This is a genomic window from Chitinophaga sp. NPDC101104 (assembly GCF_050277495.1).
Classification (GTDB): domain Bacteria; phylum Bacteroidota; class Bacteroidia; order Chitinophagales; family Chitinophagaceae; genus Chitinophaga.
Genome location: NZ_JBNNSF010000002.1, coordinates 231615 through 255749, shown reverse-complemented (window position 1 = coordinate 255749; position 24135 = coordinate 231615). Strand labels below are relative to the sequence as shown.

General features: G+C 54.5%; 18 protein-coding genes. 7 read left to right on the top strand and 11 right to left on the bottom strand.

Annotated elements, in window-relative coordinates; all coding sequences use genetic code 11:
- Positions 1 to 23: 23 nt before the first annotated feature.
- The 3 genes from ACQKLP_RS19720 to ACQKLP_RS19710 all read left to right on the top strand — a co-directional run bounded on the left by ACQKLP_RS19720 (position 24) and on the right by ACQKLP_RS19710 (position 4250).
- A complete protein-coding gene (locus ACQKLP_RS19720) occupies positions 24 to 2345 on the top strand; it encodes a family 20 glycosylhydrolase (RefSeq protein ID WP_427324619.1) in 2322 nt (773 codons plus the stop codon).
- Positions 2329 to 3411 carry a 1-aminocyclopropane-1-carboxylate deaminase/D-cysteine desulfhydrase gene (locus ACQKLP_RS19715; RefSeq protein WP_427324618.1) on the top strand — a complete coding sequence of 361 codons (1083 nt, stop codon included), beginning with the start codon at positions 2329 to 2331 and terminating at the stop codon, positions 3409 to 3411. Before ACQKLP_RS19720 ends, ACQKLP_RS19715 begins: the two co-directional genes overlap by 17 nt.
- Positions 3412 to 3542: 131 nt before the next feature.
- Positions 3543 to 4250: a hypothetical protein gene (locus ACQKLP_RS19710; protein WP_427324617.1), complete on the top strand. Its 708-nt coding sequence runs from the start codon at positions 3543 to 3545 to the stop codon at positions 4248 to 4250.
- Here the strand turns inward: ACQKLP_RS19710 and lipB are convergent.
- On the bottom strand, positions 4247 to 4984 hold the full coding sequence (gene lipB, locus ACQKLP_RS19705) for a lipoyl(octanoyl) transferase LipB (protein ID WP_427324616.1): 738 nt from the start codon (positions 4982 to 4984) through the stop codon (positions 4247 to 4249). The genes ACQKLP_RS19710 and lipB overlap by 4 nt on opposite strands.
- Before the next feature lie 44 nt (positions 4985 to 5028).
- Between lipB and ACQKLP_RS19700 the strand changes: the two genes are divergently transcribed.
- The 3 genes from ACQKLP_RS19700 to ACQKLP_RS19690 all read left to right on the top strand — a co-directional run bounded on the left by ACQKLP_RS19700 (position 5029) and on the right by ACQKLP_RS19690 (position 8909).
- Positions 5029 to 6093 (top strand): RluA family pseudouridine synthase, encoded by a 1065-nt coding sequence (locus ACQKLP_RS19700; protein ID WP_427324615.1) that lies wholly within the window; start codon positions 5029 to 5031, stop codon positions 6091 to 6093.
- 224 nt (positions 6094 to 6317) lie between these two features.
- Positions 6318 to 7121: an SDR family NAD(P)-dependent oxidoreductase gene (locus ACQKLP_RS19695; protein WP_427324614.1), complete on the top strand. Its 804-nt coding sequence runs from the start codon at positions 6318 to 6320 to the stop codon at positions 7119 to 7121.
- Between the two features lie 126 nt (positions 7122 to 7247).
- Positions 7248 to 8909, top strand: coding sequence for a gliding motility-associated C-terminal domain-containing protein (locus tag ACQKLP_RS19690; protein WP_427324613.1), 1662 nt, complete (start codon positions 7248 to 7250; stop codon positions 8907 to 8909).
- Positions 8910 to 8980: 71 nt separating this feature from the next.
- Here ACQKLP_RS19690 and ACQKLP_RS19685 read toward each other — a convergent pair whose 3' ends face one another.
- The 7 genes from ACQKLP_RS19685 to ACQKLP_RS19655 all read right to left on the bottom strand — a co-directional run bounded on the left by ACQKLP_RS19685 (position 8981) and on the right by ACQKLP_RS19655 (position 13928).
- Complete coding sequence (locus ACQKLP_RS19685; protein ID WP_427324612.1) at positions 8981 to 9895, bottom strand: hypothetical protein; 915 nt, start codon at positions 9893 to 9895, stop codon at positions 8981 to 8983.
- Positions 9896 to 9952: 57 nt separating this feature from the next.
- Entirely contained in the window at positions 9953 to 10810 is an 858-nt protein-coding gene (locus ACQKLP_RS19680) for an anti-sigma factor (RefSeq protein WP_427324611.1), read from the bottom strand.
- Between the two features lie 15 nt (positions 10811 to 10825).
- Positions 10826 to 11377 (bottom strand): RNA polymerase sigma factor, encoded by a 552-nt coding sequence (locus ACQKLP_RS19675; RefSeq protein ID WP_126246964.1) that lies wholly within the window; start codon positions 11375 to 11377, stop codon positions 10826 to 10828.
- Positions 11378 to 11476: 99 nt separating this feature from the next.
- The gene (def, locus tag ACQKLP_RS19670) at positions 11477 to 12055 is read right to left on the bottom strand and encodes a peptide deformylase (protein WP_341840948.1); all 579 of its coding nucleotides are present in this window, start codon (positions 12053 to 12055) and stop codon (positions 11477 to 11479) included.
- A 46-nt stretch (positions 12056 to 12101) separates the two neighbouring features.
- Positions 12102 to 12515 (bottom strand): Holliday junction resolvase RuvX, encoded by a 414-nt coding sequence (gene ruvX / locus ACQKLP_RS19665; protein ID WP_427324610.1) that lies wholly within the window; start codon positions 12513 to 12515, stop codon positions 12102 to 12104.
- A gap of 3 nt (positions 12516 to 12518) precedes the next feature.
- Entirely contained in the window at positions 12519 to 13391 is an 873-nt protein-coding gene (locus ACQKLP_RS19660; RefSeq protein ID WP_427324609.1) for a UbiA-like polyprenyltransferase, read from the bottom strand.
- Between the two features lie 3 nt (positions 13392 to 13394).
- Positions 13395 to 13928 (bottom strand): RNA methyltransferase, encoded by a 534-nt coding sequence (locus ACQKLP_RS19655; protein ID WP_427324608.1) that lies wholly within the window; start codon positions 13926 to 13928, stop codon positions 13395 to 13397.
- An 86-nt stretch (positions 13929 to 14014) separates the two neighbouring features.
- On the opposite strand from ACQKLP_RS19655, the gene mutS reads away from it, so the two are divergent.
- Positions 14015 to 16612, top strand: coding sequence for a DNA mismatch repair protein MutS (gene mutS, locus ACQKLP_RS19650; protein ID WP_427324607.1), 2598 nt, complete (start codon positions 14015 to 14017; stop codon positions 16610 to 16612).
- Positions 16613 to 16765: 153 nt separating this feature from the next.
- Here the strand turns inward: mutS and ACQKLP_RS19645 are convergent, their stop codons facing one another.
- The 3 genes from ACQKLP_RS19645 to ACQKLP_RS19635 form a co-directional block, all read right to left on the bottom strand.
- A complete protein-coding gene (locus ACQKLP_RS19645; protein WP_427324606.1) occupies positions 16766 to 18526 on the bottom strand; it encodes a SusD/RagB family nutrient-binding outer membrane lipoprotein in 1761 nt (586 codons plus the stop codon).
- A gap of 20 nt (positions 18527 to 18546) precedes the next feature.
- Positions 18547 to 21813: a SusC/RagA family TonB-linked outer membrane protein gene (locus ACQKLP_RS19640; RefSeq protein WP_427325061.1), complete on the bottom strand. Its 3267-nt coding sequence runs from the start codon at positions 21811 to 21813 to the stop codon at positions 18547 to 18549.
- An 838-nt stretch (positions 21814 to 22651) separates the two neighbouring features.
- Positions 22652 to 23854: an ROK family protein gene (locus ACQKLP_RS19635; RefSeq protein WP_427324605.1), complete on the bottom strand. Its 1203-nt coding sequence runs from the start codon at positions 23852 to 23854 to the stop codon at positions 22652 to 22654.
- Positions 23855 to 24135 lie beyond the last annotated feature (281 nt).

Here is a 24135-nt window from a genome sequence, read left to right as displayed (position 1 = left end):
CCACCTTTCATAAAAACGCACAGATGAAAAAAACGCTCCTATCCGCTTTAGCCCTGTGCCTGACGCTCGCCTCGCAGGCGCAGCAGACGGTAAAACCCCAGGTGAACGTGGTGCCCGCTCCCGCCTCCTTAGAGGAAAGAACAGGCACGCTGACCCTGCAGGGCACATCCGCCCGGTATTTCGCCAACAGCGAAACCGCCGAACGGATGGCGAAGCTCTATGCCGCCTATCTCGACGCCAACTTCGGACTGAAATTGCAGAAAGGGACCATGCAAGACGCACAGGTGATCTTCTCCGACGACGATCAGCTGCCCAAAGAAGGTTACCAGCTCACGATCACCAACCGGAAAGCAGTGGTACAGGGGCATGAAGCGGGCCTGTTCTACGGCCTGCAAACCCTTCAGCAGGTTTCGCGCAACAAGACGAAGACGGGGCTCGTGCTGCCGGCGGTTACCATCAAAGACCAGCCGCGCTTCGGCTACCGCGGCGTTATGCTCGACGTGGGCCGGTATTACCTGCCTGTCCCCTACATCAAGCAGTACATCGACGTCATCGCATCCCTGAAGCTCAACCGCTTCCACTGGCACCTCACCGAAGACCAGGGCTGGCGCATCGAGATCAAAAAATACCCGCGCCTTACCAGCGTGGGCTCGCAGCGGAAGGAGACCTCCAAAGGCCATCTGAGCGAAAATAAATTCGACGGCAAACCGCATGGCGGATTCTATACGCAGGAAGAAGTGAAAGACATCGTGGCCTACGCCGCGGAGCGCTTCGTGACCGTGGTCCCCGAAATCGAAATGCCGGGCCACGCAACCGCCGCCCTCGCTTCATACCCCCAGCTCGGTTGCACCGGCGGGCCGTATGAAGTATCCACCAAATGGGGCGTTCATAAAGAAGTGTTCTGCGCCGGCAACGACGAAACCTTCACTTTCCTCGAAGACGTGCTCACCGAAGTGCTGCCCCTCTTCCCCAGCCAATATATCCATATCGGTGGCGACGAATGCCCGAAAGACCGCTGGAAGCAATGCCCCAAATGCCAGGCCCGCATGAAAGCGCTCGGGCTGAAAGACGAGCACGAACTGCAGAGCTATTTCATCCGCCGGATGGAAAAATTCCTCGGCAGCAAAGGCCGCAAGATCATCGGCTGGGACGAAATCCTCGAAGGCGGCCTCGCGCCCGAAGCCACAGTGATGAGCTGGCGCGGCGAAGCCGGGGGCAAGGAAGCCGCCCGCCAGCGGCACGACGTCATCATGACGCCCAACACCTACCTCTATCTCGATTATTACCAGGGCGCCCCCGGCAGCGAGCCCCTCGCTATCGGCGGATATCTCCCGCTGGACAAGGTGTATAGCTACGAGCCCCTGCCCAAAGACCTCACGCCCGAAGAACAAAAACACATCATCGGCGTGCAGGGCAACGTGTGGACGGAATACATTCCTTCCGGCCCGGTTTCCGACTATTTCACCTTCCCCCGCGCCATCGCGCTGGCGGAGATCACCTGGAGCCCGAAAGAGAAAAAGGACTATACCGACTTCCGCAAGCGCATGCGCGGCGTGCTTTACGACCTGGACAAACGCGGCGTCAACTACCGCATCCCCGAAGCGCTCGGTGCTGAAAACGCCGTGATCGTAGACCCCGTGAGCAGCGGCGGCGAAGGCGTAGGCGCTTCCGGCATTTCCACCGCAGCGCAACGCGCAGTGGTGAAACTGGAGCCACCCATGGCCGGCGCGGTGATCCGCTACACGACAGATGGTTCCGAGCCTACGGCGCAAAGCCCCGTGGCCAGCGGGCCCATCATCATCGCGCCGAAAAAGGACGAGACCATTACCCTCAAATACATCGTTACGGTACCTGAAACCGGCCGCAGCAGCGCAGTCTACAGCAATACATACACCCGCAAATCGTACAAATCCGCGGTAAACGTAACGCCCGCCGGCAAAGGCCTCAAATTCCAGGGATTCTTCAAGGAGTTCAACGCCGCAGCGAAAGTAGGCGGAACGGCTGATACCTCCGGCGTGATGACCGACGTCTCCATCCGCGCGTTCCAGCGCCACCCGGCTTTCGGGGCGGTTTTCGAAGGATTCGTGAAAGTGGAGGAAGACGGCCTGTATGAAATCGCAGCGACCTCCGACGACGGTTCCCTCGTGTTCATCGACGGCGACCTCGTGGTGGATAACGACGGCGAGCATGCGCCCGCTACCCAAACCGGCATCGTTCCCTTGCGCAAGGGGTACCACCGCATTAAAGTGCAGTACTTCGACGCAGGTGGCGGAGACATGCTGAAGATCAACATCGGCGTGAAAGGCGAACAAAGCCTTAACTTGCGGAATGCGCTTTTCAACTAAGGACTTACTGCAACCTTTCCATACAACATGGCTGCCCGGCGAGATCCAGGCAGCCATGTTGCGTTTGGACCTCGTCCATCCGCTCGTCCAGGGCAACAAATGGTTCAAGCTGAAGCGCAACCTCGAAGCCGCGGGCCCTTTGCCGGTGGCCACTTTCGGCGGGCCATGGTCTAACCACCTGCACGCGGCCGCCGCGGCCTGCAAGCTGCTGGGCAAACCCGTCACCGGGATCGTGCGGGGCGAAGCGCCGGACCCGCCTTCACGCACGCTCGCGGAAGCGGCAGCCCTGGGCATGGAGATCGTGCACGTTCCCCGGGCGGTGTACGACGCCGTTAAAAGAGGGGATTTGTCGGCCAGGGAGCTCGACTTCCCCATCGCGGCCCGCCTTCAATTCCCCGAAGGACCACAGCACCAAGGGAAAAAAAACATTGATCCCAGTGAAACGAATCCACAGACCGGAAATGCCGCCAGCGAGCCCGGCCTTCCCATCACAGCCCGCCTTCAAACTGCCGACAGCCCGCAGCCCCCGATGGAAAATACCACCCTGCGCGCCCTGCTGGGACGGGCGTTCGTTATCCCGGAAGGGGGCGGCAATGCGGAAGGGGCGGCGGGATGTGAGGAGATCCTGGATTTGGGGGATTTCCGGGCTTTCACACACATCCTTTGCGCGACCGGCACCGGTACTACGCTGGCCGGACTGATCAATGGCGCCGCGGAAAGAGGGATTAGTGCGGAGATCTGGGGGATTTCGGCGTTGAAAGGGGCTTTTTCCGTGGAACCGGAGGTCCGGGCGCTGCTTACGGAGGACCGTGGGAACTGGGGGATTTTCCACGATTTCCATGAAGGCGGCTTCGCGAAAATTTCTCCCGCGCTCATCGACGGGATGAACGATTTTTTCGACCAGACCGGTATACCTACAGACCGGGTCTACACCGGAAAACTGGTGCTCGCCTTCCGTAAAATGTGCGCCGATGGCCGCTTCCCGCCCGGTAGCCGCGTGCTCCTCATCCACACCGGCGGATTACAGGGAAATGCCTCCCTTCCACAAGGAAGTTTGCATTTTTAACGGCTGTATAAGGAATCATGGCAAGGTTATGGATGCTTTATGCGTGCCGGTAAACTTTTACAGACCGGCAGCGTATATTTGGCCTTCAGATCCTAAATTTGCCAACTTAAGAGACTAGACAGATGTACTGTATGAAGCAGATGGTTAGATGCCTGATCGTGTTGATGTTCGTTACGGGAGCCTTTTCCGCCGCCAGGGCGCAGGAAGCCGTGCCGCCCGTATTGCCTGATTTTTCGGCCCTTATCAAAACGGGGAAGATCCAGCTGGACTGGATTTCCGGTTTCCCGAACGCCGTGCAGATCGGCGTGCAGCGGTCGTTGGACAGCGTGTTGAACTTCACCACCATCGGCTACGCCAGCAATCCCACCTCCCAACGCAACGCGTATCTCGACAACAAGCCCCTTCCCGGGAAAAACTATTACCGCCTTTTCATTCTTTTCAAGAATAATACCTACCTCCATTCCAGGGTAGTGCTGGCCACAACGGATTCCACCATTGCGGCAGACACCAAGCTCGGCGCGTCAGACATCCCGACGATGACGACTACGAATGCGGAAGGAGAAAAGCAGATAATCCCCTGGAAGCCATCCAATTACATATACACCACAGCAGATGGTAACGTGAATATCAAGTTGCCGATGGCTTTGCAGAAAAAGTATTCGGTGAAATTTTACGAATCAACAGGGCAGTTCCTGTTTGAAGTGGAACACGTGGCAGAACCCTTCCTTATCCTGGAAAAGGCGATTTTCATGCATGCCGGCTGGTTCGATTTCGAAGTTTTCGAAAACGGCAAACTGCTGGAAAAATGGAACCTCTACATTCCGCTGAGCTACCGTTAACGGCCGTTTTCAGCCGCAAATAAAGCGCCTTCCACCATTTCCGCACCGAAGATACCGGCGAAATGGTGCACGATCCGGGCCCGCACTTCCTCCACCGGCAGTGTGCGCCCGGTTTCTTTTTGCATGGAAGTAACGGATTTGTCCTGGATCCCGCAGGGAATGATATTATTGAAGTAGGAAAGATCGGTGTTGACGTTGAGGGCGAAGCCGTGCATGGTGACCCACCGGCTGCAGCGCACGCCCATGGCGCAAATCTTGCGGGCGCGGCCCGGTACGCCGGGCTCCAGCCAGACGCCGGTTTCCCCCGAAGACCGCTCACCGGTCAGCCCGTAATCGCCGATAGTCCGGATGATCACCTCTTCCAGGTTCCGGAGATACCGGCCGATATCAGTGTAAAACCGCTCCAGGTCGATGATCGGGTACCCCACGATCTGGTCTGCCCCGTGAAACGTAATGTCTCCCCCACGATTGGTCTGCACATACTGGATGCCCTTGGCCGCCAGTTCCTCGTCGCTCACCAGGAGGTTTTCCGGATGGCCGCTCTTGCCGAGCGTATACACCGGCGGATGTTCGCAAAACAGCAGGTGATGCCGGGTTTGCGGCACCGTGCCCTCCCCTTCCGCCCGGGCGGCCGCCTTGGCGTCGGTATTCTCTTTCAGAAGCTTTTCCTGCAGGTCCCACGCGTCGCGGTAAGGGATCCGCCCCAGGTCATTCACGATTATCTGCTGTTTCATCGCCTGCAAAGATAACTTAAAGTATCTTTGCAAAAATTTTAGCGATGACCGATCAACTGCCGGAACTGGAAGATGAACTGGAAAACGGGGATGGAAGCGAGGAAATATACGAACGCGTAAACCTTGTCGTAGACAAAGGGCAGGAACCCCTGCGTATCGACAAATTCATCCAGGCCCGTATCGAAGGCGCCACCCGCAACAAGGTGCAGCAGTCCATCGAAAAAGGCATGGTACTCGTCAACGATAAACCCGTAAAGGCCAATTACAAGGTCCGCCCGCTGGACCGGCTCATCGTCTATTCCACTAAAAATCCCGAATCCACCGAGATAAAACCCGAAAACATCCCGCTCGATATCGTGTATGAAGACGACGATGTGATGGTGGTGAATAAACCCGCCGGTATGGTGGTGCACCCGGGATGCGGCAATTATACCGGCACCCTGGTCAACGCCCTGGCCTGGTACCTCGGCGACGAAAACGACCGTTCCGCCACCGAGCCCGAAATCCCGCGGTTCGGGCTGGTACACCGGATCGATAAAAACACGAGCGGGCTGCTGGTGGTCGCCAAGTCCGATAAAGCCATGAGCGACCTCGCCAAACAGTTCTTCGACCATACCGTGGAGCGCCGCTACATTGCCCTCGTCTGGGGCGATTTCGAGGAAGACGCGGGCACCGTGGTAGCCCACGTAGGCCGCCACCAGCGGTTCCGCAAGATCATGGACGCCTATCCCGACGGCGAGCACGGAAAGGAAGCCATCACGCATTACGAAGTGCTGGAGCGCTTCAATTACGTATCCCTGATCGCCTGCAAACTGGAAACGGGCCGTACTCACCAGATCAGGGTGCACATGCAACATATCGGGCATTCCCTCTTCAACGACGATACCTACGGCGGCGACCGCATCGTGAAGGGAACGATTTTCGCGAAATACAAACAGTTCGTCGATAATTGTTTCGAGATCATGCCCCGCCACGCGCTGCACGCACAAACGCTGGGGTTCACCCATCCGCGCACGCGCAAGCACATGCAGTTCGAATCGCCGTTGCCGGCAGATTTCACGGGCGTGCTGGAGAAATGGAGAAGGTATCGGCGGAATGGGGACGATTGATCCGCAGATAAAAGATATTTTAAAAAGAAAAGTCCGTTGCGCTACTGCAACGGACTTTTTATTTCATACCGGCCGTACCGGCACATCGCTCAGCGCATGAGAATAACCGATCCTTTTCCCACTTTCCGCGCACCCTCGGATTTGTCTCAAATCGCCCCTCAAATTGGCTTATACGCACATGTTGGTTGCGGGTTGATTTCGGTAAGTTCGATAAAACTTTTACTATGTTGTTAGCTGGAAAAACCGCGGTAGTGTACGGTGCGGGCGGATCGCTCGGAGGTGCCGTTGCCGCTGCTTTTGCGAAAGAAGGTGCGTTCGTGCATCTGACGGGCCGTAACCTGGATTCGGTGGAACGGACGGCCGATTTGATCCGGAAATCGGGCAGCCGCTGTCATACCGCTGTGGTAGACGCGCTGGATGCGGGCGCCGTTGCCCGGCACCTCGAAGAAACGGGACGGGTCGATATTTCGTTTAATGCCGTTGGGTGGGAAGACCGGCAGGACCAGCCGCTCGTGGAGATGGCCCCGGAAGACTTCCTGCGGCCCCTGCGCCGCGCGATGGAAACGGAATTCCTGACCTGCACGGCCGCGGCGCGCGCGATGATGAAGCAGCGATCGGGTGTGATATTAACGTTGACGGCTACACCGGGCGGGATCGGATATCCGCATGTGGGGGGCTTCGGGCCGGCGTGTTGCGCGGTGGAAAGCCTCACGCGCAACCTTGCTTCCGAGCTGGGGCCATATGGCGTGCGGGTGGTGAACATCCGTTCCGGCGGCTCGCCGGATTCGCGCGTGTTCCGTGAGGCGCTGGAGAATGGAGGGGATTTGGTGGCGGGATTCGTACAGAAAATCGAGTCAGACACCATGTTGAAGAAAATGCCCCTGATGGAAGATATCGCCCAGGCCGCAGTGTTCCTCGCGTCCGACAACGCCAGTAAAATCACCGGCGTTACGCTCGACGTGACATGTGGCACTACCGCTGCGTTGAATTACGCGATCCCGAAGATCCCGTTCCTCCAAAATGCGTAATCCGCCCTACCTTCAGCCCCCAGCGCCTTACAGCCCGGGGGCTAATTATTTTATTAAAAACATTCTACATATCAGAAATTCCGCTAATTTAGCGGTGTCATGGTTCCTATGTTCAACCGATCCGGGGTGCGCCTTTTTGCCCTGATCATCATATTTGTGGCCGTATCTCTTTCCGCCGCCGCGCGGCCGCGCCTCACTAACTTCACCTGGAACACCACCTGCCTCAACGACAGCGTCTCCTTCATCATTACCGACGATACCGCCGGCATCGATTCCGTGAAATGGTACTTCGTGAGCCCGCCCGTGAACCGGGAAGATTCCAGCAACCGCATCACCGGCGCAAAATACCGGTACACCACTCCCGGTACCTACTCCGTCACCCTCAAAACCTACCGCAATGGCGTGGAAGATGTGACGGTACAGCAGATCAACATCGTTGCCCCCCAAAACATCGACCTGGGGCCGCAGAACATCACCATCTGCGAAAACACCAACATCACGCTCACCGCCCCCTCCATCCCCGGCGCTACCTACACCTGGTATTACCTCGAGGATACGGTAGTGGGCACCAACACTTTCACCGCCACCGAAATCGCTACCTATCACGTGGCCATTAACGGTTGCCGCGAAATAGACTCCGTCAATCTCTTCATATCTCCCATTCCTACGTTCGACCTCGGGCCAGACCGCATCCTCTGCACAGGGGAATTGTTTACCCTCGACGCCACGGCGCAAAACGCCACCTACGTCTGGAACACGGGAGAAACCACCCCTACCGTGGTAGCTTCCGGTGCTGGCGGCACCTATCGTGTTACGGCGACGATAGACGGCTGCGGGGATTATACCGACGAGGTAAACATCACGTTCACCGGCCCGGCGTTCCCTTTCAGCCTCGGTAACGACACGCTCCTCTGCGCCGGTGAATCCGTTACGCTCGACGCCGCCCGGCCCGGCGCCACCGCCTGGGCATGGAACAACGGCTCCACCAGTCCGCGGATTACCGTCCGCAGCAACGGCACCTACGCCGTGTTCGTCAACATCAACAACGTTTGCGCTGTCGTGGATACCATCGAAGTGCGATACAGCCGCCTCCGCGATTTCAGCCTGGGGAACGATACTACGCTGTGCCGCGGCAACTTCCTCGTGCTGACGGCCGATCATGGAACGGGCAATTACCTGTGGCAGGATGGCTCCGACCAGGCTACGTACCATGTAGACTCCACCGGTTATTACAGCGTTCGCGTACAGATCGGGCGGTGCGTGGAGATGGATACCATCCGCGTGACCTTCCAGGATTCCCTGCGGGTTTACCTGGGCGAAGATACCGTGATGTGCGCCGGCGAAACCCTGTTGCTGAGGCCCATGAACGCCGGCATGCAGTACAAGTGGCAGGATAGCTCCTCCGTCAATGCATTCCCCGTTACCCAACGCGGCTGGTATGCCGTGGTGGCGGAAAATGCGTGCAACCGGTCGGTGGATTCCATCCGCGTGAACTTCGCGCCCTGCGACTGCCAGCTGTATTTCCCCACCGGCTTCTCTCCCAACGGCGATGGTTACAACGATTTCTTCCGGCCACGTTTCCGGTGCAACATCGGCCAGTACCGGCTGAGCATTTACAACCGCGTCGGAAACTTCATTTTCTTCACATCAGACCCCACCGTGGGTTGGAACGGGATGCAGAACGGCAAGAACGCCGCCGTCGGCACCTATGTCTGGATGGTGGAATATGTCGATCTCGCCGCGGCGAAATTCTACCGGAAAACCGGCACGATCACTTTGGTCAGATAACATTGCCGATAAACGAAAATCCCCTCCGGGCCTGGCCTGGAGGGGATTTTTTATATGATTGGGTGATACTGTCAGTTCCTGAATTCGGAGAAACGCGCGGTAAACACGGCGGTCTCCCGTTTTTTGAAGGGAACGTTCCAGGTGCCGTCGTACGTGATGACGGCGGGCAGCAGGAGATCATCGAGCTTGGTCATCTGTACATTCATTTTTACGTTGAAATCGAAGATGAGGGTTTTGTACGACAGGGAATACCGGCGCCCCACGATTTCCATGGTTTCCTTGCTGAACCAGGTGATGAGCTCGTCGTACACGATTTCGGCGCGGTCGATGGAACTGAGGTTTTTCTTCATCACGGCCCCGAACACATAGCAATCCGTTCCGGCGAAGTTGCCCGACGTTACGCTGAAATCGTAATAGCGCATGAGGTTGCGGTCGAACACGGCTACTTTGCTGCCGACTACCGGCACGCCGGTGATGGGTTTGCCCGGGTTGAAGATGAGTTGTTTGAGTTGGGAGCGGTGACGGGCGAGGCTCCCTTTCGCCGGCCCGCTTTCGTCGCCGCAAACCGTTCCTTTCGTGAAGAAGAGATTGGCGTAAAGTTCAGCGGTGTAATAATTGTAATCACCTTTCCGGTCGTAGAAATTGCCGGTCGTTTTTTCGCTGATGACCTGCATGCTGCGGCAGCCGTTCTGCATGTGCTGCTGGGTGCGGGAAACAAGCGAGGCGATGGTTTTGCCGCCTTTTTTATCGGTGATGCGGATGTCGTTGTCGGCCGTGAACCCTACGATGCGGAGGTTCTTGAAAGCGCGGTAAAACGTTGTGTCTTCCTCCACGCGGCGAATGAAACCATTTACGTCGAAGCCTATACGTTTGGCTTTCACGACGTGTTCGTCTAAATTGACGGTCATGCCTTTATATCGGGCGGTATCCTGTGCGGAAGCGGATATGGCGGGGATGACGAGTAGCGTCAGGAGGATTTTTCGCATTGCTCAAATGTAAGAATTTCCGGTAAGGCACCTGCAAGAATCGGGCCTGCGGGGTGATCAGCCGGCCACTTTGCCTGCGAGGTACATGGCGGTGAGGGTGGGCGTGGGAGATCCGCCTTTCTTTTCGAGGGTAACGGCGAACATCTGGGCGCCGGGAACGGCTTTCATTTTCTGGAAGCCGGTGGCGGCGCTGCCCATTTCGAACACGCCGGCGTCTACGGGCTTACCGTTGACGATGCTCCACAGTTGGTACTGCTGATCGGCGGCGGGCTCGGGGAGGTTATGAACGGTGAGGAGAACTTCCTGTGTTTTCTGGTTCCAGTACACGGTGGCGAGCAGGCCGGGCCTGGTGGGCGTAACCGTGTACATGTTCACCGCTTTCATGTTGCGGATGGTGGTGAGCATGGTCTGGCTTTCCTCCATCCGGGTTTGGAAGGTTTTGTTTTCGGCAAGCATATTTTCCTTTTCCAGGACGATCGCTTCGTACTTCGCTTTCCATTCGTTCTGCTGACCGGATTGCTGGAAGATGTAATATCCGCAACCGATGAGCCCGGCGATGGCGGCGGCGGCCACTACCCTCCATGCGGGATGCACGAGTTGCAGGGGCTTGCGCTCACGGGGGACCTCGGCCTCGTAGGCGTATGCGGGCACGGGGCCTGCGGCCATGACGTCTACCATTTCGGCAGACTGGTCATTATTGATGAGGAGGAACAATTTATCTTTTGCAGTGGCCGGCGGCGGAACGCTTTGCATTTCGACATACCGTTCCATATCGAGCTGGACCGCGTCTACGGCGGCTTTCAGCTCCGGCGACTGGGCCATGGCGCTGTGCAGGTCCCGAACCTCAGGGTCGGTGGCCAGCCCGGCGACGTAGCTTTCAATGATACCGGATGATATGTAACGTTGAACGTCCACTTTGCTATTTACTAATTACAACTGTTTTAAAATGTTACGCAACTGGATAATGGCGTTGCGCATCCGTGTCTTCACCGTTCCCAATGGAATATCCAGCAACCTGGCGATTTCTTCCTGGGTGCAGCCCTTGTAGTAGGCAAGATCAATAATCGTCCGCTGTTCTTTGCTCAGCTTTTCCAGCACCTTGGTGAGGCCAAGATGATCCACGGATGGATGAACTGCAAGCTGACTTGTTTGTAGATATACGTCATTCGTGAGTTCATGGATTTTTTGATCCAGCTTGTGGGCTTTGGAACGGAGTGTGTCTATGGCGGTATTGCGGGCTATATTGAGCATCCAGGTAAACAGACGCCCCTTCTCTGTGTCATATTTTTCTATCCCCCGCCAGATTTTCAAGAATACTTCCTGCAATACATCACTGGCTGCATTTTCATCATTGAGCACTTTCAGCACCACACCATACAGCGCAGGCGAGTAGTGATCGTACAGGTACCCGAATATCTGCTGGTCTCTCGCGCGGAGGCCTTGCACCAGTTCGATTTCGGTATATGTATTAGAGGTTCCCAAGTGTTGGATTCGGAAATAGTGGCCCTAAAATAATAAAAATAATTACAATATCAATTCATCAGGCATAAATATATTTTTTAATGCCTTTTTTGGTAGGGATTATTTGGGGAAGATCATCTTGTAATCTACCCGGATCTTTCCTTTGGAAATATCGTCGAGGCGGCTTTTGATGAGGCGCTTTTTCAGCGGTTTCAGGTAATCGATGAACAGCTTGCCTTCGATGTGGTCGTATTCATGGAAAATCACACGGGCCGTTACGCCATGGAAGGTTTGCTCGTGCGGCTGAAAGTTTTCGTCAACATACCGGAGCGTCACTTTTTCAGGACGGTACACATCTTCCCGCACTTTCGGGATGCTGAGGCATCCTTCGTTATACGCCCAATCGTCGCCATCGGTATCAACGATGTGCGCGTTGATGAACACCTGCTTCACACCCTTGTCGCCCGGGAAATCGTTCTGCTCGTCTTCCTCCAGGTTATCGATGATCTGCTTGCTGTCGATCACGAACAGGCGGATCGGCTTGTTGATCTGCGGCGCGGCCAGGCCCACCCCGTTGGAGGCGTACATGGTTTCCCACATATTATCGATCAATTGCGGCAGATTCGGGTAATCGGGCGTGATGTCCGGACAAACTTCCCGGAGCACGGCGGCTCCATAGGCTACGATTGGTAATATCATTGTTAATGCTAATCTGTTGGAAAATGCAAATTTACGAAAATTCCGGTCATCCGTTGAACTGGAGGTATTCCTGCAGCAGGATCGTGGCGCTGATCTCGTCTACCAGCCCTTTCTGCTGGCGGTCTTTCTTCTTCAACCCGCTGTCCAGCATACTCTGGAAGGCCATTTTGGAAGTGAAACGCTCATCCATCTGTTTGAGGGGCATTTCCGGGAAGTGCTTTTTCAGGATGCGGATGCACTCCTGCACCAGGGCCGTCGCGTCGGTCGCGGACCCGTCCAGGTTGCGGGGCATCCCGATGATGATCAGCTCCACCGCTTCCGCAGCGAAATACTTCTTTAAAAAAGGTATCAGCTCATGCGAAGGCACCATCCCCAACCCGGTGGCGATCATCTTCAAAGGGTCGGTCACCGCCAGTCCCGTGCGTTTCTTGCCATAATCGATGGCCATTATTCTCGGCATTCGTCAGTTTTTGAAAATGAACATATCGGCGATGGCGAACACGGCGTACACGACGCTCGCGATCCCGTTGGCAGTCATGAAAGCGATGTTCACGCGGCTCAGATCGTCGGGTTTCACCAGTTTATGCTGCGTGATCAGCATGCCGATGAAAACGGCCGCCCCGATCCAGTACACCCAGTGGAACCCGCCCATGAGCCCGATGGCGATGGCCAGCGCCGCCGTGATGACGTGCAAAACTTCCGAAAACCGCAGCGCACCGGGCTTGCCCAGCCATGCGGGAATGCTGTGCAACTGCTGCGATCGGTCGAAATCTTCATCCTGCAGGCTATATATAATGTCGAAACCGCTCACCCAGCAAAGCACCATCACGCTCAGGAGCACCGGCAGCAGGCTGAAATATCCCGTTACCGCGAGAAAAGCCCCGATAGGCGCCAGCGACAGCCCCACACCCAGTACCAGGTGGCAAAGCGGCGTGAAGCGCTTGGTATAACTGTATCCCAGCACCACGATCATGGCCACCGGGGAGAGGAAAAAGCAGAGCAGGTTGATGAACCAGGTGGTAGCCATGAACAGGACTACGTTGCCGATAACGAAATACAGCGCATTGCCGGGGCTGATGATGCCCGCGGGGATCTCGCGTTTGGCCGTCCGCGGGTTGCGGCGGTCGATTTCCGCGTCGAGCCAGCGGTTGAACGCCATGGCGGCGCTTCTCGCAAAAACCATACAAAGGACCACCAGCCCGAAGAGCTTTAGGCTGAAGGGCTCCCCTGCCCAGGTGACCGCCAGGAAAAAGCCGGTCAGCGCGAAAGGCATGGCGAAAATGGTGTGGCTGAATTTAACGAGCGACAGGTAATTCCGGATCGTGTGAGATGCCATGGTCTATTGAGCTTTGGTCAGTTTACAAAAAAGGTCCCAGATAACGATCCCCGTGCTGACGGAGATGTTGAGGGAATGTTTCATCCCGAGCTGCGGGATTTCGATACAGCCGTCGGCCAGTTGCATCACGGCCGGGTCTACCCCGCTCACTTCGTTTCCGAAAACCAGGGCCAGTGGCTTGTCTGCGGGTCGAAAACCGTCGAGCATCACGCTGCTGGCGGCCTGTTCGATGGCGATGACGGAGAAACCCTCGGCCTTGAGGGCTTCCACGGCTTCCACGGTAGTAGCAAAATACTGCCATTCTACCGTATCGGTGGCGCCCAGGGCGGTTTTCTGGATATCGCGGTGCGGGGGAACGGGCGTGTACCCGCACAGGGCGATGCCCCGGAGGAGGAACGCGTCGGCCGTCCGGAACACGGAACCTACGTTGTGCATGCTTCGTACGTTATCCAATACCACTACGAGCGGCGTCTTGTCTGCCGCCTTGAATTCCGCGACCGATTTCCGGCCAAGCTCGTCCATTTGTAACTTCCGCATGACGCAAAGATACTTCAAGGGGGCATATTGCCCTCATTTTTTCCACCGTCCATCGCCCTTCGCCTCCGGCGCCCTATATTTGCCGCATGGCTAAAAGCAAAACGGAAGAAACGCCCCTGATGCAGCAGCACAACGCCATCAAAGCCCGGTATCCGGATGCCGTGCTGCTTTTCAGGGTGGGAGATTTTTATGAAACGTTCAACCAGGACGCCGTTATCGCGTCGAAAGTACTCGGCATCGTGCTCACCAAAAGGGCCAACGGCTCCGCTTCGTTCGTGGACCTGGCCGGTTTCCCGCACCATTCGCTGGACTCCTACCTCCACAAACTCGTAAAAGCCGGGCATCGCGTGGCAGTGTGCGACCAGCTGGAAGATCCGAAAACCGTGAAAGGCATCGTCAAGCGCGGGGTTACCGAAATGGTGACGCCCGGCGTGGCCGTCAACGATAAAATCCTCGAAAACAGCCAGAACAACTTCCTGGCCGCCGTTCATTTCGGTGGAGACGTTACCGGCGTGGCTTTCCTCGATATTTCCACCGGGGAGTTCTACATCGCACAGGGCAGCCTCGAATATATCGACAAATTGCTCCAATCGTTCCGTCCCGCCGAAGTCATCTTCGCGCGGCAGCAGCAGAAGCATTTCCGGCAAACGTTCGGGTCGAGGTTTTATACCTATAACCTCGACGAGTGGATTTTCACGGGCACTTACGCCCGCGAAATTCTGCTCAAGCATTTCGAGACGCATAACCTGAAAGGGTTCGGTGTGGAGCAACTGGGCGAAGCGATCATCGCCGCAGGTGCCACCATGCATTACCTCAAAGACACCGAGCATCCCAACCTGCAGCATATCACCAGTTTGCAGCGCATCGACCAGGATGATTTCCTGTGGATGGACCGCTTTACCATCCGCAACCTCGAGCTGCTGCAAAGCACCGTGGAGCAGGGGAAATCGCTCATCGGCACGCTCGACCATACGCTTACGCCCATGGGCGCGCGCCTGCTCAAACGCTGGATCGTGTTCCCCCTTCGCGATATTCAAAAGATCAACGAAAGGCTCGATGCCGTGGAAACCCTCATCCGCGAAACCGACCTTACCCATAAATTGCAACAACACCTCCGCAATGTGGGCGACCTCGAAAGGCTGGTGTCCAAAATCCCGCTCCGCAAGATCAATCCGCGCGAAGTGATGCAGCTGGCCAGGGCGCTGAAAGAAGTGGAAGACGTTTCCTCCCTCCTCGGCGACGTGCAAGACCCCATGCTGCGGCAGTTACAGGAACAGCTCGATCCCTGCAGGCCTATCCTGGACAGGATTTTGCAGCAGATTTCCGACAACCCGCCCGTGCTGGCGAACAAAGGCGGCGTGATCCGCGAAGGGGTAGACGCTACGCTCGACGACCTCCGCGCCATCGCCTCCAGCGGCAAGGAATACCTGCTCCGCATCCAGCAGCAGGAGTCCGAGGCAACGGGGATCCCGTCCCTCAAAGTGGCGTTCAACAACGTGTTCGGGTATTACCTCGAAGTGACCAATACCCACAAGAACAAGGTGCCCGACAACTGGATCCGCAAACAAACCCTCGCCAACGCCGAGCGTTATATCACGCCGGAGCTGAAGGAATATGAAGAGAAGATCGTAGGCGCCGAAGACAAGATCATGGCGCTGGAAATACAGCTGTACGATGCGCTGATCCTCGCTTTGCAGGAATTCATCGTGCCCGTGCAGCGCAACGCACAGGCGCTCGCGCGGCTCGACTGCCTGCACTGCTTCGCGCATAACGCCGTGCAGTTCAAGTACCGCCGGCCAGTGGTGAACGACGGTTACCAGCTGAACATCACCGAAGGCCGCCACCCCGTGATCGAACAGGGATTGCCGCCGGGGGAAAGCTACGTCAGCAACGACCTTTTGCTCGATCACGAGCAGCAGCAGGTGATCATCCTCACGGGGCCCAACATGTCGGGTAAATCGGCATTGTTGCGGCAAACGGCGCTTATCACGCTCATGGCGCACATGGGCAGTTTCGTGCCGGCCAGCGCGGCGGAGATCGGGCTGACCGACAAAATATTCACCCGCGTCGGCGCGAGCGACAACCTCAGCGGCGGGGAATCGACCTTCATGGTGGAGATGAACGAAACGGCGAGCATCATCAACAACATTTCGCCACGCAGCCTCATCATCCTCGACGAGATCGGACGGGGAACGAGCACCTACGACGGGATTTCCATCGCCTGGAGCATCGTGGAATACCTGCACGATATGACGGAGCACCGTCCCAAAACCCTTTTCGCCACGCACTACCACGAGCTGAACGAGCTGGAGAACACGCATTCCCGCGTGAAAAACTTCCACATCACCAATAAAGAAGTCGGCAACAAGATCATCTTCCTCCGGAAACTGGCACCGGGCGGCAGCAGCCAAAGCTTTGGTATACACGTGGCCCGTATCGCCGGGATGCCGCCGCAGCTCATCAAGCGGGCAAATGAAATCCTCTCCCAGCTGGAAAGCCAGCACATCGAGGCGCCCATGGAGCAGATCGCCGCGCCGGTGCAGAAGATGCAGCTCAGCATTTTCGACACCCACAGCGATACGTTCAAGGCCATCCGTGAAAAGCTCAATGAGGTAGACATCAACCGCCTCACGCCCGTGCAGGCTTTGATGAAACTGAGCGAGATCAAGGACATGCTGCAATAATCCTTTTCGATCAAACGTATAAAGGGGCGACTAATTTATTAGTCGCCCCTTACTTTTTGAACGGCAGCTGTAATTATTCCGGCCGGATCTTAAAAAGGCAGGGGCCAGCTTAAAAAGCCGGCCCCTGTATGCATTGTCTACAATTCACTTTTCTTATTCGTAATTGTAATTAGACCAATATGGGTTTACGCCTCTCAGTGCGGCCGGCACCCAGAAAATCGGTGTTGTGAAGTTATCCTGGCTCTTAACGGTAGCATAATTGTCAGGATTGGTCTGCTGCTCGGAAGTAGGATATCTCAAACGTTCCGGGAGCGGCTTCATCACTTTGGCATTGAAGGTCATGGGCTCCAGTTTGGGATGGCGGGTCCTTCTCAGTTCTGCCCATAATTCGTAAGGGCACATGAGGTTCAGGTGGATATACTTCTGCTGCATGATCAATTCCATCTTATCCTCTACGTTCGCTCTGCTGTTGAACCTGGTAACGATGGAATCGGCAAAGGTACCGATATCACCTGCGGAAGGTTTAGTAGGATGCATAAACGCATTTCCTACAGCGAAGGGACTGTTCTGGTTCAGCATATACCAGAAATCCGTGGAATGGCTGATCGCGTCTTTGATATGCGCTGCGGCCGTTTTCCCGGTTGCGCCGAGATTTTTGAGGGCCACTTCCGCCAACAATAGGTCCGTTTCCGCCCTCGACATCATATACACCGGATATTTTTCATTACGGGCAAACGTTGCAAGGCTGTACATGGAACGGGAGTTCAGTCTAAGATGTTCAGCCAGGTCGCCATACGGGCCGCCGGTATAATACCTTTCGCCGGCAACATAGCCTGCTTTCTGGCCATCAGCGTTCATGTTTACGCCGCGATAGTCCAGCACGGCCGGATTGGACGTAAAATCGCTGAACTTGGTAGGCATTGCCAGCACGGGCAGCCGCGGGTCGTCGATACCCGGTTCGTAACGGGGATTGTTCCGGTTCATTCTCCGCATGATAATGTCGGGGATGAAAGTGGCGGGCCAGCCTTCGCCGATACCACGGATCCATTCACCACCGCCATTCGCCATCAGCGCATAGGGCATGGCCCATACCTGGTCAGCCGCGGGGAAGTTATTTTTGGAAATCACATCCTGGATATGCCCTTTGGCAAACGCTTCTTCAACACCTGAGATCCTTACTGCAAATTTCAGCCTGATGGCATTGATGTATTGCACCCATGCGTTTACATCGCCACGGAACGCAATGTCCTGGGTATTGAATACCGCTTTGGCAGAAGTAGACATTTTGTTGTACTCGCCGGGCAGTGCGTTGGATATTGTTTTCAGCTCTTCCAACACGCTTTTATAGATTTCCTTCGGGTCGTCGTATTTAGGGAAAAACAGCCTGTCTTTGCCCTTGAATGCTTCCGAATAAGGAATACCATTATAAAAGTCGACCGCCAGCAACGCCGCATAATCCTTCATCACGGTTGTAAGCGAGTAGTAGATCTTGTTATCGTCCAGCTCGGCGCCAGATACCGCTGCGATATTGTCTTTGATAACGGCCCAGGCGTTCACGCTGCCGTAGAAGGCGCCCAGCCTGTTCTGCCAAAGCTGGTTTTCGGAGCCGAAGGCGGTAGTGCCGGTAAGGTCATCGAAAGTCGAGAACCAGGCGTACCGGTCGGTAATATAGCGCTGGCATACCTGTGAGTAGCCGGCAACGCCCATCGAACCGGTGCCTGCCAGTTCCCACCACCATTCGCCATAATCCTGAACATACAGCTTCCAGGAATAGAGGGTTTTGGTAAACATCCCGGCAAACAGGTTACCGGTTTTGTCATAGTTTTCCGGGTTGGGGAATTCTTTTTCAAGCGACTTCTTGCAAGACGCAATCGCCATTGAAAATGCAAGTATCCCTATGATTATTTTTTTCATGATTTTCCTTTTGAAGCTTTTTAGAAACTAACATTTACACCGAAACTGAAGGACCTGATAGAGGGATAGAATGAATTCTCGATATATCCCTGTGCTCCCAATGCTCCTTCCGGATCCACGTTGGGCAAGGTCTTATACAAATAACCCAGGTTCCTTGCTGCAGCGGTCAACGAAAGTTTCTGCAATTTCAGCATGTTCGAAACTCTTTTGGGCAGTGCGTATTCGAGGGAAAGCTCGCGCAGTTTGATGTAATCGTTTTTGAACAGGCGGTCCGGAGGCCAGGAAGTGCCCAGGTCATTGATATAGGTCTGGTAGTAAGACGGAGCGCTGATGATGCGGTCGTTCTTTTCATAGGTGGTAGAACCGCCCGTAGTCACTTCCTTCATGCCATCCAGCACGATACCGTCGTGGTAAACAATACCGTCCCGAGCATTACCGGGAGCCGGTTTGTTGTGTTCCCATTTCACATTGGCGCCAGACGTATTATCTATGTAATAAGCCAAGCCACCGGATGCTTCATCCCTGCCGGCAACCGAGGCTTTGATCACGCCCGTACCCATGAGGTAGTTATTGGTGTAGGAGAAGATGGTGCCACCGAATTTATAATCGATGCCGATGTGGAAATTGAAGCCTTTAAACGAGAAGTCGCTGTACAAACCGCCAAATACTTTGGGGTTTACGTTTTTGCCGGTGTTGGTCACCTGGTCGCTCAATGCATACAATCCATTTTCGCCAACGATCTTGTTGCCATCGGGTGTGCGTTTGTAGTCGTACGCACGGATTTCCCCGATGCGCTCACCTTCTTTTGCCCAAACCTGGAACCCGGAGTTGCCGTCAATATATTTCTGGGTAATGCCGGGATACAGTTTCTTCACTTTAGAGAACTGGTTAGCAGCCGTGAACGTCAAATCCCAACGGTATTTGGAGGTAGCGAGCGGCGCTCCTTTGATCAAGAGCTCGAGGCCCCAGTTCTTCACGTTACCGGTGTTGATTTTTGCCGAAGTGTAGCCAGTTGCCGGTGTGATCGGCTGTTGTACGATCTGGTCGTACACATTATTGGTGTAGAAAGAGAAGTCGATCTCAACACGGCTTCTGTCAAACCATCTTGTATTAAAGCCCATTTCAAATTCACGCTTCCGGAAGGGTTTCAAAGGCTCCAGGAAGAGGGCCGAAGGAGGCGTTACGGAAGTAGGCCCATAACCGTAGGGAAGCTGGCCAACGCTGTATGCGTCGTTGGCAAAGTACCTGTTGCCAACAGCCGTGGTAGGCCCACCACCTACGTCTGCCCATGCGAAACGGAGCTTACCGTATTGGAGGTAGGGAACTTTAAAGTCGTTCGAGAAATTATAGGTGAGCGAAACGCCCGGGTAGAAGTAAGAGTAATTGGGTGCCTGCAGCGTGGAGTTCCAGTCGTTCCTTGCCTGCAATTCCAGGTAGAACGTTTCTCTCCAGGAAAGCGTGGCAGAGCCTAATGCGCTATACAGCGCGTCGGAACCCCTGCTCAAGCCGGTAACCTTTCCCCTGTCGCCCGAAGTAGGCCAGAACCTTGTATCTGCGTTCCCGAGAGAATACCAGTCGGGGAAAATCAAGCCCATATCGCCGGTGGATGAGTACAAATTGTTCTCGGACACTTTTTGATAAGCACCGCCACCGAAAGCGAAGAAGCTGAAATCCTTGCTGAAGTCTTTTTCATATTTCAACAGGGCCTGGTAGTTCTGTACGCTCATGTTGCGTTTGGTCCAGCTGTACTTGCCACCTACCCTTACCGGAGCCAGGCGGATGATTTTGTTTTCGGTAATGAAATCCGTATTGGTATAATCCAATGACGCCTGCGCGATCATGGATATTTGTTTTGTAAACTGGAGTGTAGACCGGATAGAGCTTACGAGGTGGAGCTTTTTGTCCTGGTCTTTATTATCGTTTTGTTCCCACATGATCCCTGCAACTGCGTTAGGCCAGTATCCGGGGCTGGAACCGGAAAGTCCCCAGGGCTCCAGGTCCCTTCTAAAGCCTTCGGCGTCGTGGTAGAACGATTTCATCCAGTTGTAGTCATAGTCCCTGTTCAGGCCCGTAGCCACAAACTGTTGGATATTGGGGCGGCGGTTTTTCGTTTGTACGCTGTACAGGTTATTCACGAATTCAAAAGTTGCGAACGGCGAAACCTTGAAATTACCGTTAAAGCTGAAGGTGTTGTTCTTCTGCGTAAAACCTGGAATTACGTCTTCATAGGTATTGCGGGTATAGGAAGCCCTCACGCTCCCCATCGCACCGCCTCCCGAAATCGCAACGTTGGTGCGGTTCGACAATGCGGTATTAAAGAAATCGATAAAGTTATTGGGATAAGCTTTGTAAGTGCCCATGGTGCTATCGTAGAGCATTACTTTGCTGTTATCGAACCTGGGCCCGAAGCTGAGGCGGCTCTTCGGGAGCACCCTTGTATTTACACCGTTGAGCACCGTGTATTGGGTATCGCGAACCGAAGCGCCCGAACCGAATTCATTTTGAAAATCAATGAAGGTAAACGGTTTGTCGACGGTAATCTGGTGGGATACCTGAATACCGAGCCCTCTTGTCTGTTTCCCGTTTTTAGTGGTGATGAGCACCACGCCATTGAGCGCCTGGCTACCATACAGCACGGTAGCTTTTGCGCCTTTGAGGATTTCGATCGATTCGATATCGTCTGAGTTGATGTCGTTCACGCCGGATCCGTAGTCGAAAGAGTTGAGCGGATCATATCCCCTGCTTTCCATCGAAGTTTTTTCATCATACAGCGGCACACCGTCCACTACGAACAACGGCCTGGTGTTCGTATTCGATTCCAGACCGGCAGCGCCGCGGATACGAACGTTCACACCGCCGGTTGGGCCCGACGACGAAATGTTGATCCCAACACCGGCCGCCTTGCCATACAGGGCGAGGAAGGGGTTCAAAGTGGCCCCGGCTTTCGTCAGGTCTTCCCCTTTGATCGTGGAAATGGCATACCCAACGGCTTTCCGTTCCCTTTTAATGCCGAGTGCGGTTACTACCACATCGTCCAGGCCCACGGCGCTCGTTTCGATCACGACATTCACATCGTTGCTCTGGCCGAGCGTAATCTCCTGGGTTTTGAAGCCGATAGAGCTAAAAACCAATACGGCATTGGGTTTATCGGTGGTAATGCTGTATCTCCCATTTGCATCGGTAGCACCACCAGTGGAGGTACCTTTCACGAGAATCGTGACCCCAGGCACGGCTTCTCCATTTACATCGGTAACCTTCCCCGAGATTGTTCGTTTTTGCTGAGCCATCGCAATGCCCACCCAAAAACAAAATAACAGGATCATTGAGATCCGCCGTTTTGCATCTTTCATGTTGCAGTTGTTTTAGATTAGAAAGTTTAATAGCGATTTGTCTATGTTTGGTTGATTAATACATCGAAGCCCGTCCGGGCCGTTCCCTTTCAAACTGATCCTGGTTGTTTCAGCTGATGCTCCAATTTGTTCACTGTCTGTATTTTGATTGATAATTCATGCATAGCGGCATCATTCGGGCCGGATTAGATCCCCCGATTGCGTCATGTGTGATGATGCGGACTTGTTCACTGTCGATAATTGATTGATAACTAATACAAAGAAGCAATTGGCAGGCCTATACGTGTTCACCGGAATGCGTTAACGCCCAACGATGCCGACCGCTGATACGATCAACACGACTGTCTGTTACTGCATCAAAACCCAATCTTCGGGATCTCCTTGTTCACTGTTGATGATTGTATAGGGGACGCCAAATCTGCCTGTTGTCAATTGTTCATCTGTACTGATTTAATGCCCATGCCTCGGGCGTGCTCCGTTCACTGATCCTGGTTGTTGGTAGCCCTGTTACTCATCAAAGCCCTTTTCCGGGCGTGCGCTGTTCACTGATTCTGGTTGTCTTTGGGATGCCAATGCTATCTGTCGTCAAATGTCCATCTGTATTTTTAGTTGCCCTGCTTCTTCCAGGCCTGTTTTCCGGCCTTTTCCTCTTTCGTCTGATTCTGGTCGTAAAAAGTATTAATATCCGTTCACTATTATTATTCGACTATATTTTGCTTCTCTACAATGCTTTCGCCGGGTGTGCTGCTTCCCGCCTGATGCTTTTCGCGGATGATCATACCAACACGCGGTCCACCTTATTTTTCACCGGTTGCCTGTCAAAATTCTCAATGACCAACGCCGCTGCACCGATCAGTTCTGCGCGTTGATGGAATGCAGATACCGTTAATTCCGATTTGGATGCCAGCCGTGGTATGCAATAATGGTTAATGGCCTGCTGAACCGGCGCCAGCCAGAGTTTGCCCGCCGAAGCCCCCCGGCCGCTCAGTACGATCAATTCGGGGTTGAGCACATGGATCAGGATGGCAATCCCTTTCCCGATGTTATAGCCGGCTTCCGAAAGCAGCTCCACAGCGAAGGTATCGCCCTGAATGGCTGCATTGATAATTGCATGGCAGGCTTCCTCAATATCTTCAGGCAAGGCTTCCATGGTGGAAACACGCCCTTTTTTCAATCCCTCTACCGCCTTTTCGATGACCACCAGCATGGATGCTTCGGTTTCCAGGCAGCCGCTTTTGCCGCAGGCGCACAATTTATTATTGACGAAAAGCGGGATATGGCTGAACTCCCCGGCAAACCCCGTGCATCCACGGAACAATATGCCATTCAAAACGAGCCCCAGGCCTATACCCCAGTTAATATTGATGACCATTACGTCGTTCCGGCCCCGGGCCGCGCCCAGCCTGAATTCCGCCAGTGCGATCAGACTGGAGTCGTTGTCTATATGGACCGGGATCCCAACCCGCTTCTCCAAAAATTCCACGATGCTGGTTTGGGTTTCAAGGAAGGAATAGTTGATCCCTTTGGAAACATCCACAAAACCAGGCATCCCGATGCCCATGCCCACGATTTTATCGCGGGCGATCGTTGAATTGTCGATGAACCGGTCCAGCTGATTGGCCAAAGCTTCCAGCACATCCGGGTTCTTGGACAACGGCAGCCCGATCTTTTCGGTGCAGATAATATCACAATTCTGCATATCGATGACGGCCATGCGGGTCACCAACTGGTCCATCGCCACTGATACCACATACATTTTGCCCGGCTTGAGGGCATATATCTGTGGCCGCCTGCCGCCGGAGGATGGCGCATATCCCTTTTCCTCCACAAGTCCTTCATTCACCAGTTCACCCAACAGGCGGACCGTCAGGGGCATGCTCTTATCTATTCGCGAACTGATCTCTGTGCCAGATAAGGCATTGCCGAAGCAGAGCTCCTTCAAAATCCTTTGTTTGTACAGGTCAGTTTTGCTTAACATCAACTTAAAGGTAAAAAGAAATGGAATAAATAACAATTGTTTAAAGAAAAATCGCAGAAGTTAATATTACTTTCTAAAAATATCATAAAGTCTAACTAGAAAAGAATAAGATGCGGGCACTTCCCTACCTATAATTATAAAGTATTGTTGCTGAAGTGACTGAAGCGGTGGTTGAACGACAGGCCGGCTGCACAACAGGATAAGCTGATGCGGGCCACACATATTAAACAAAAGCACAGTATATCATGACAAACAAAAGGGGCCGGCCAAAATAGAATGGC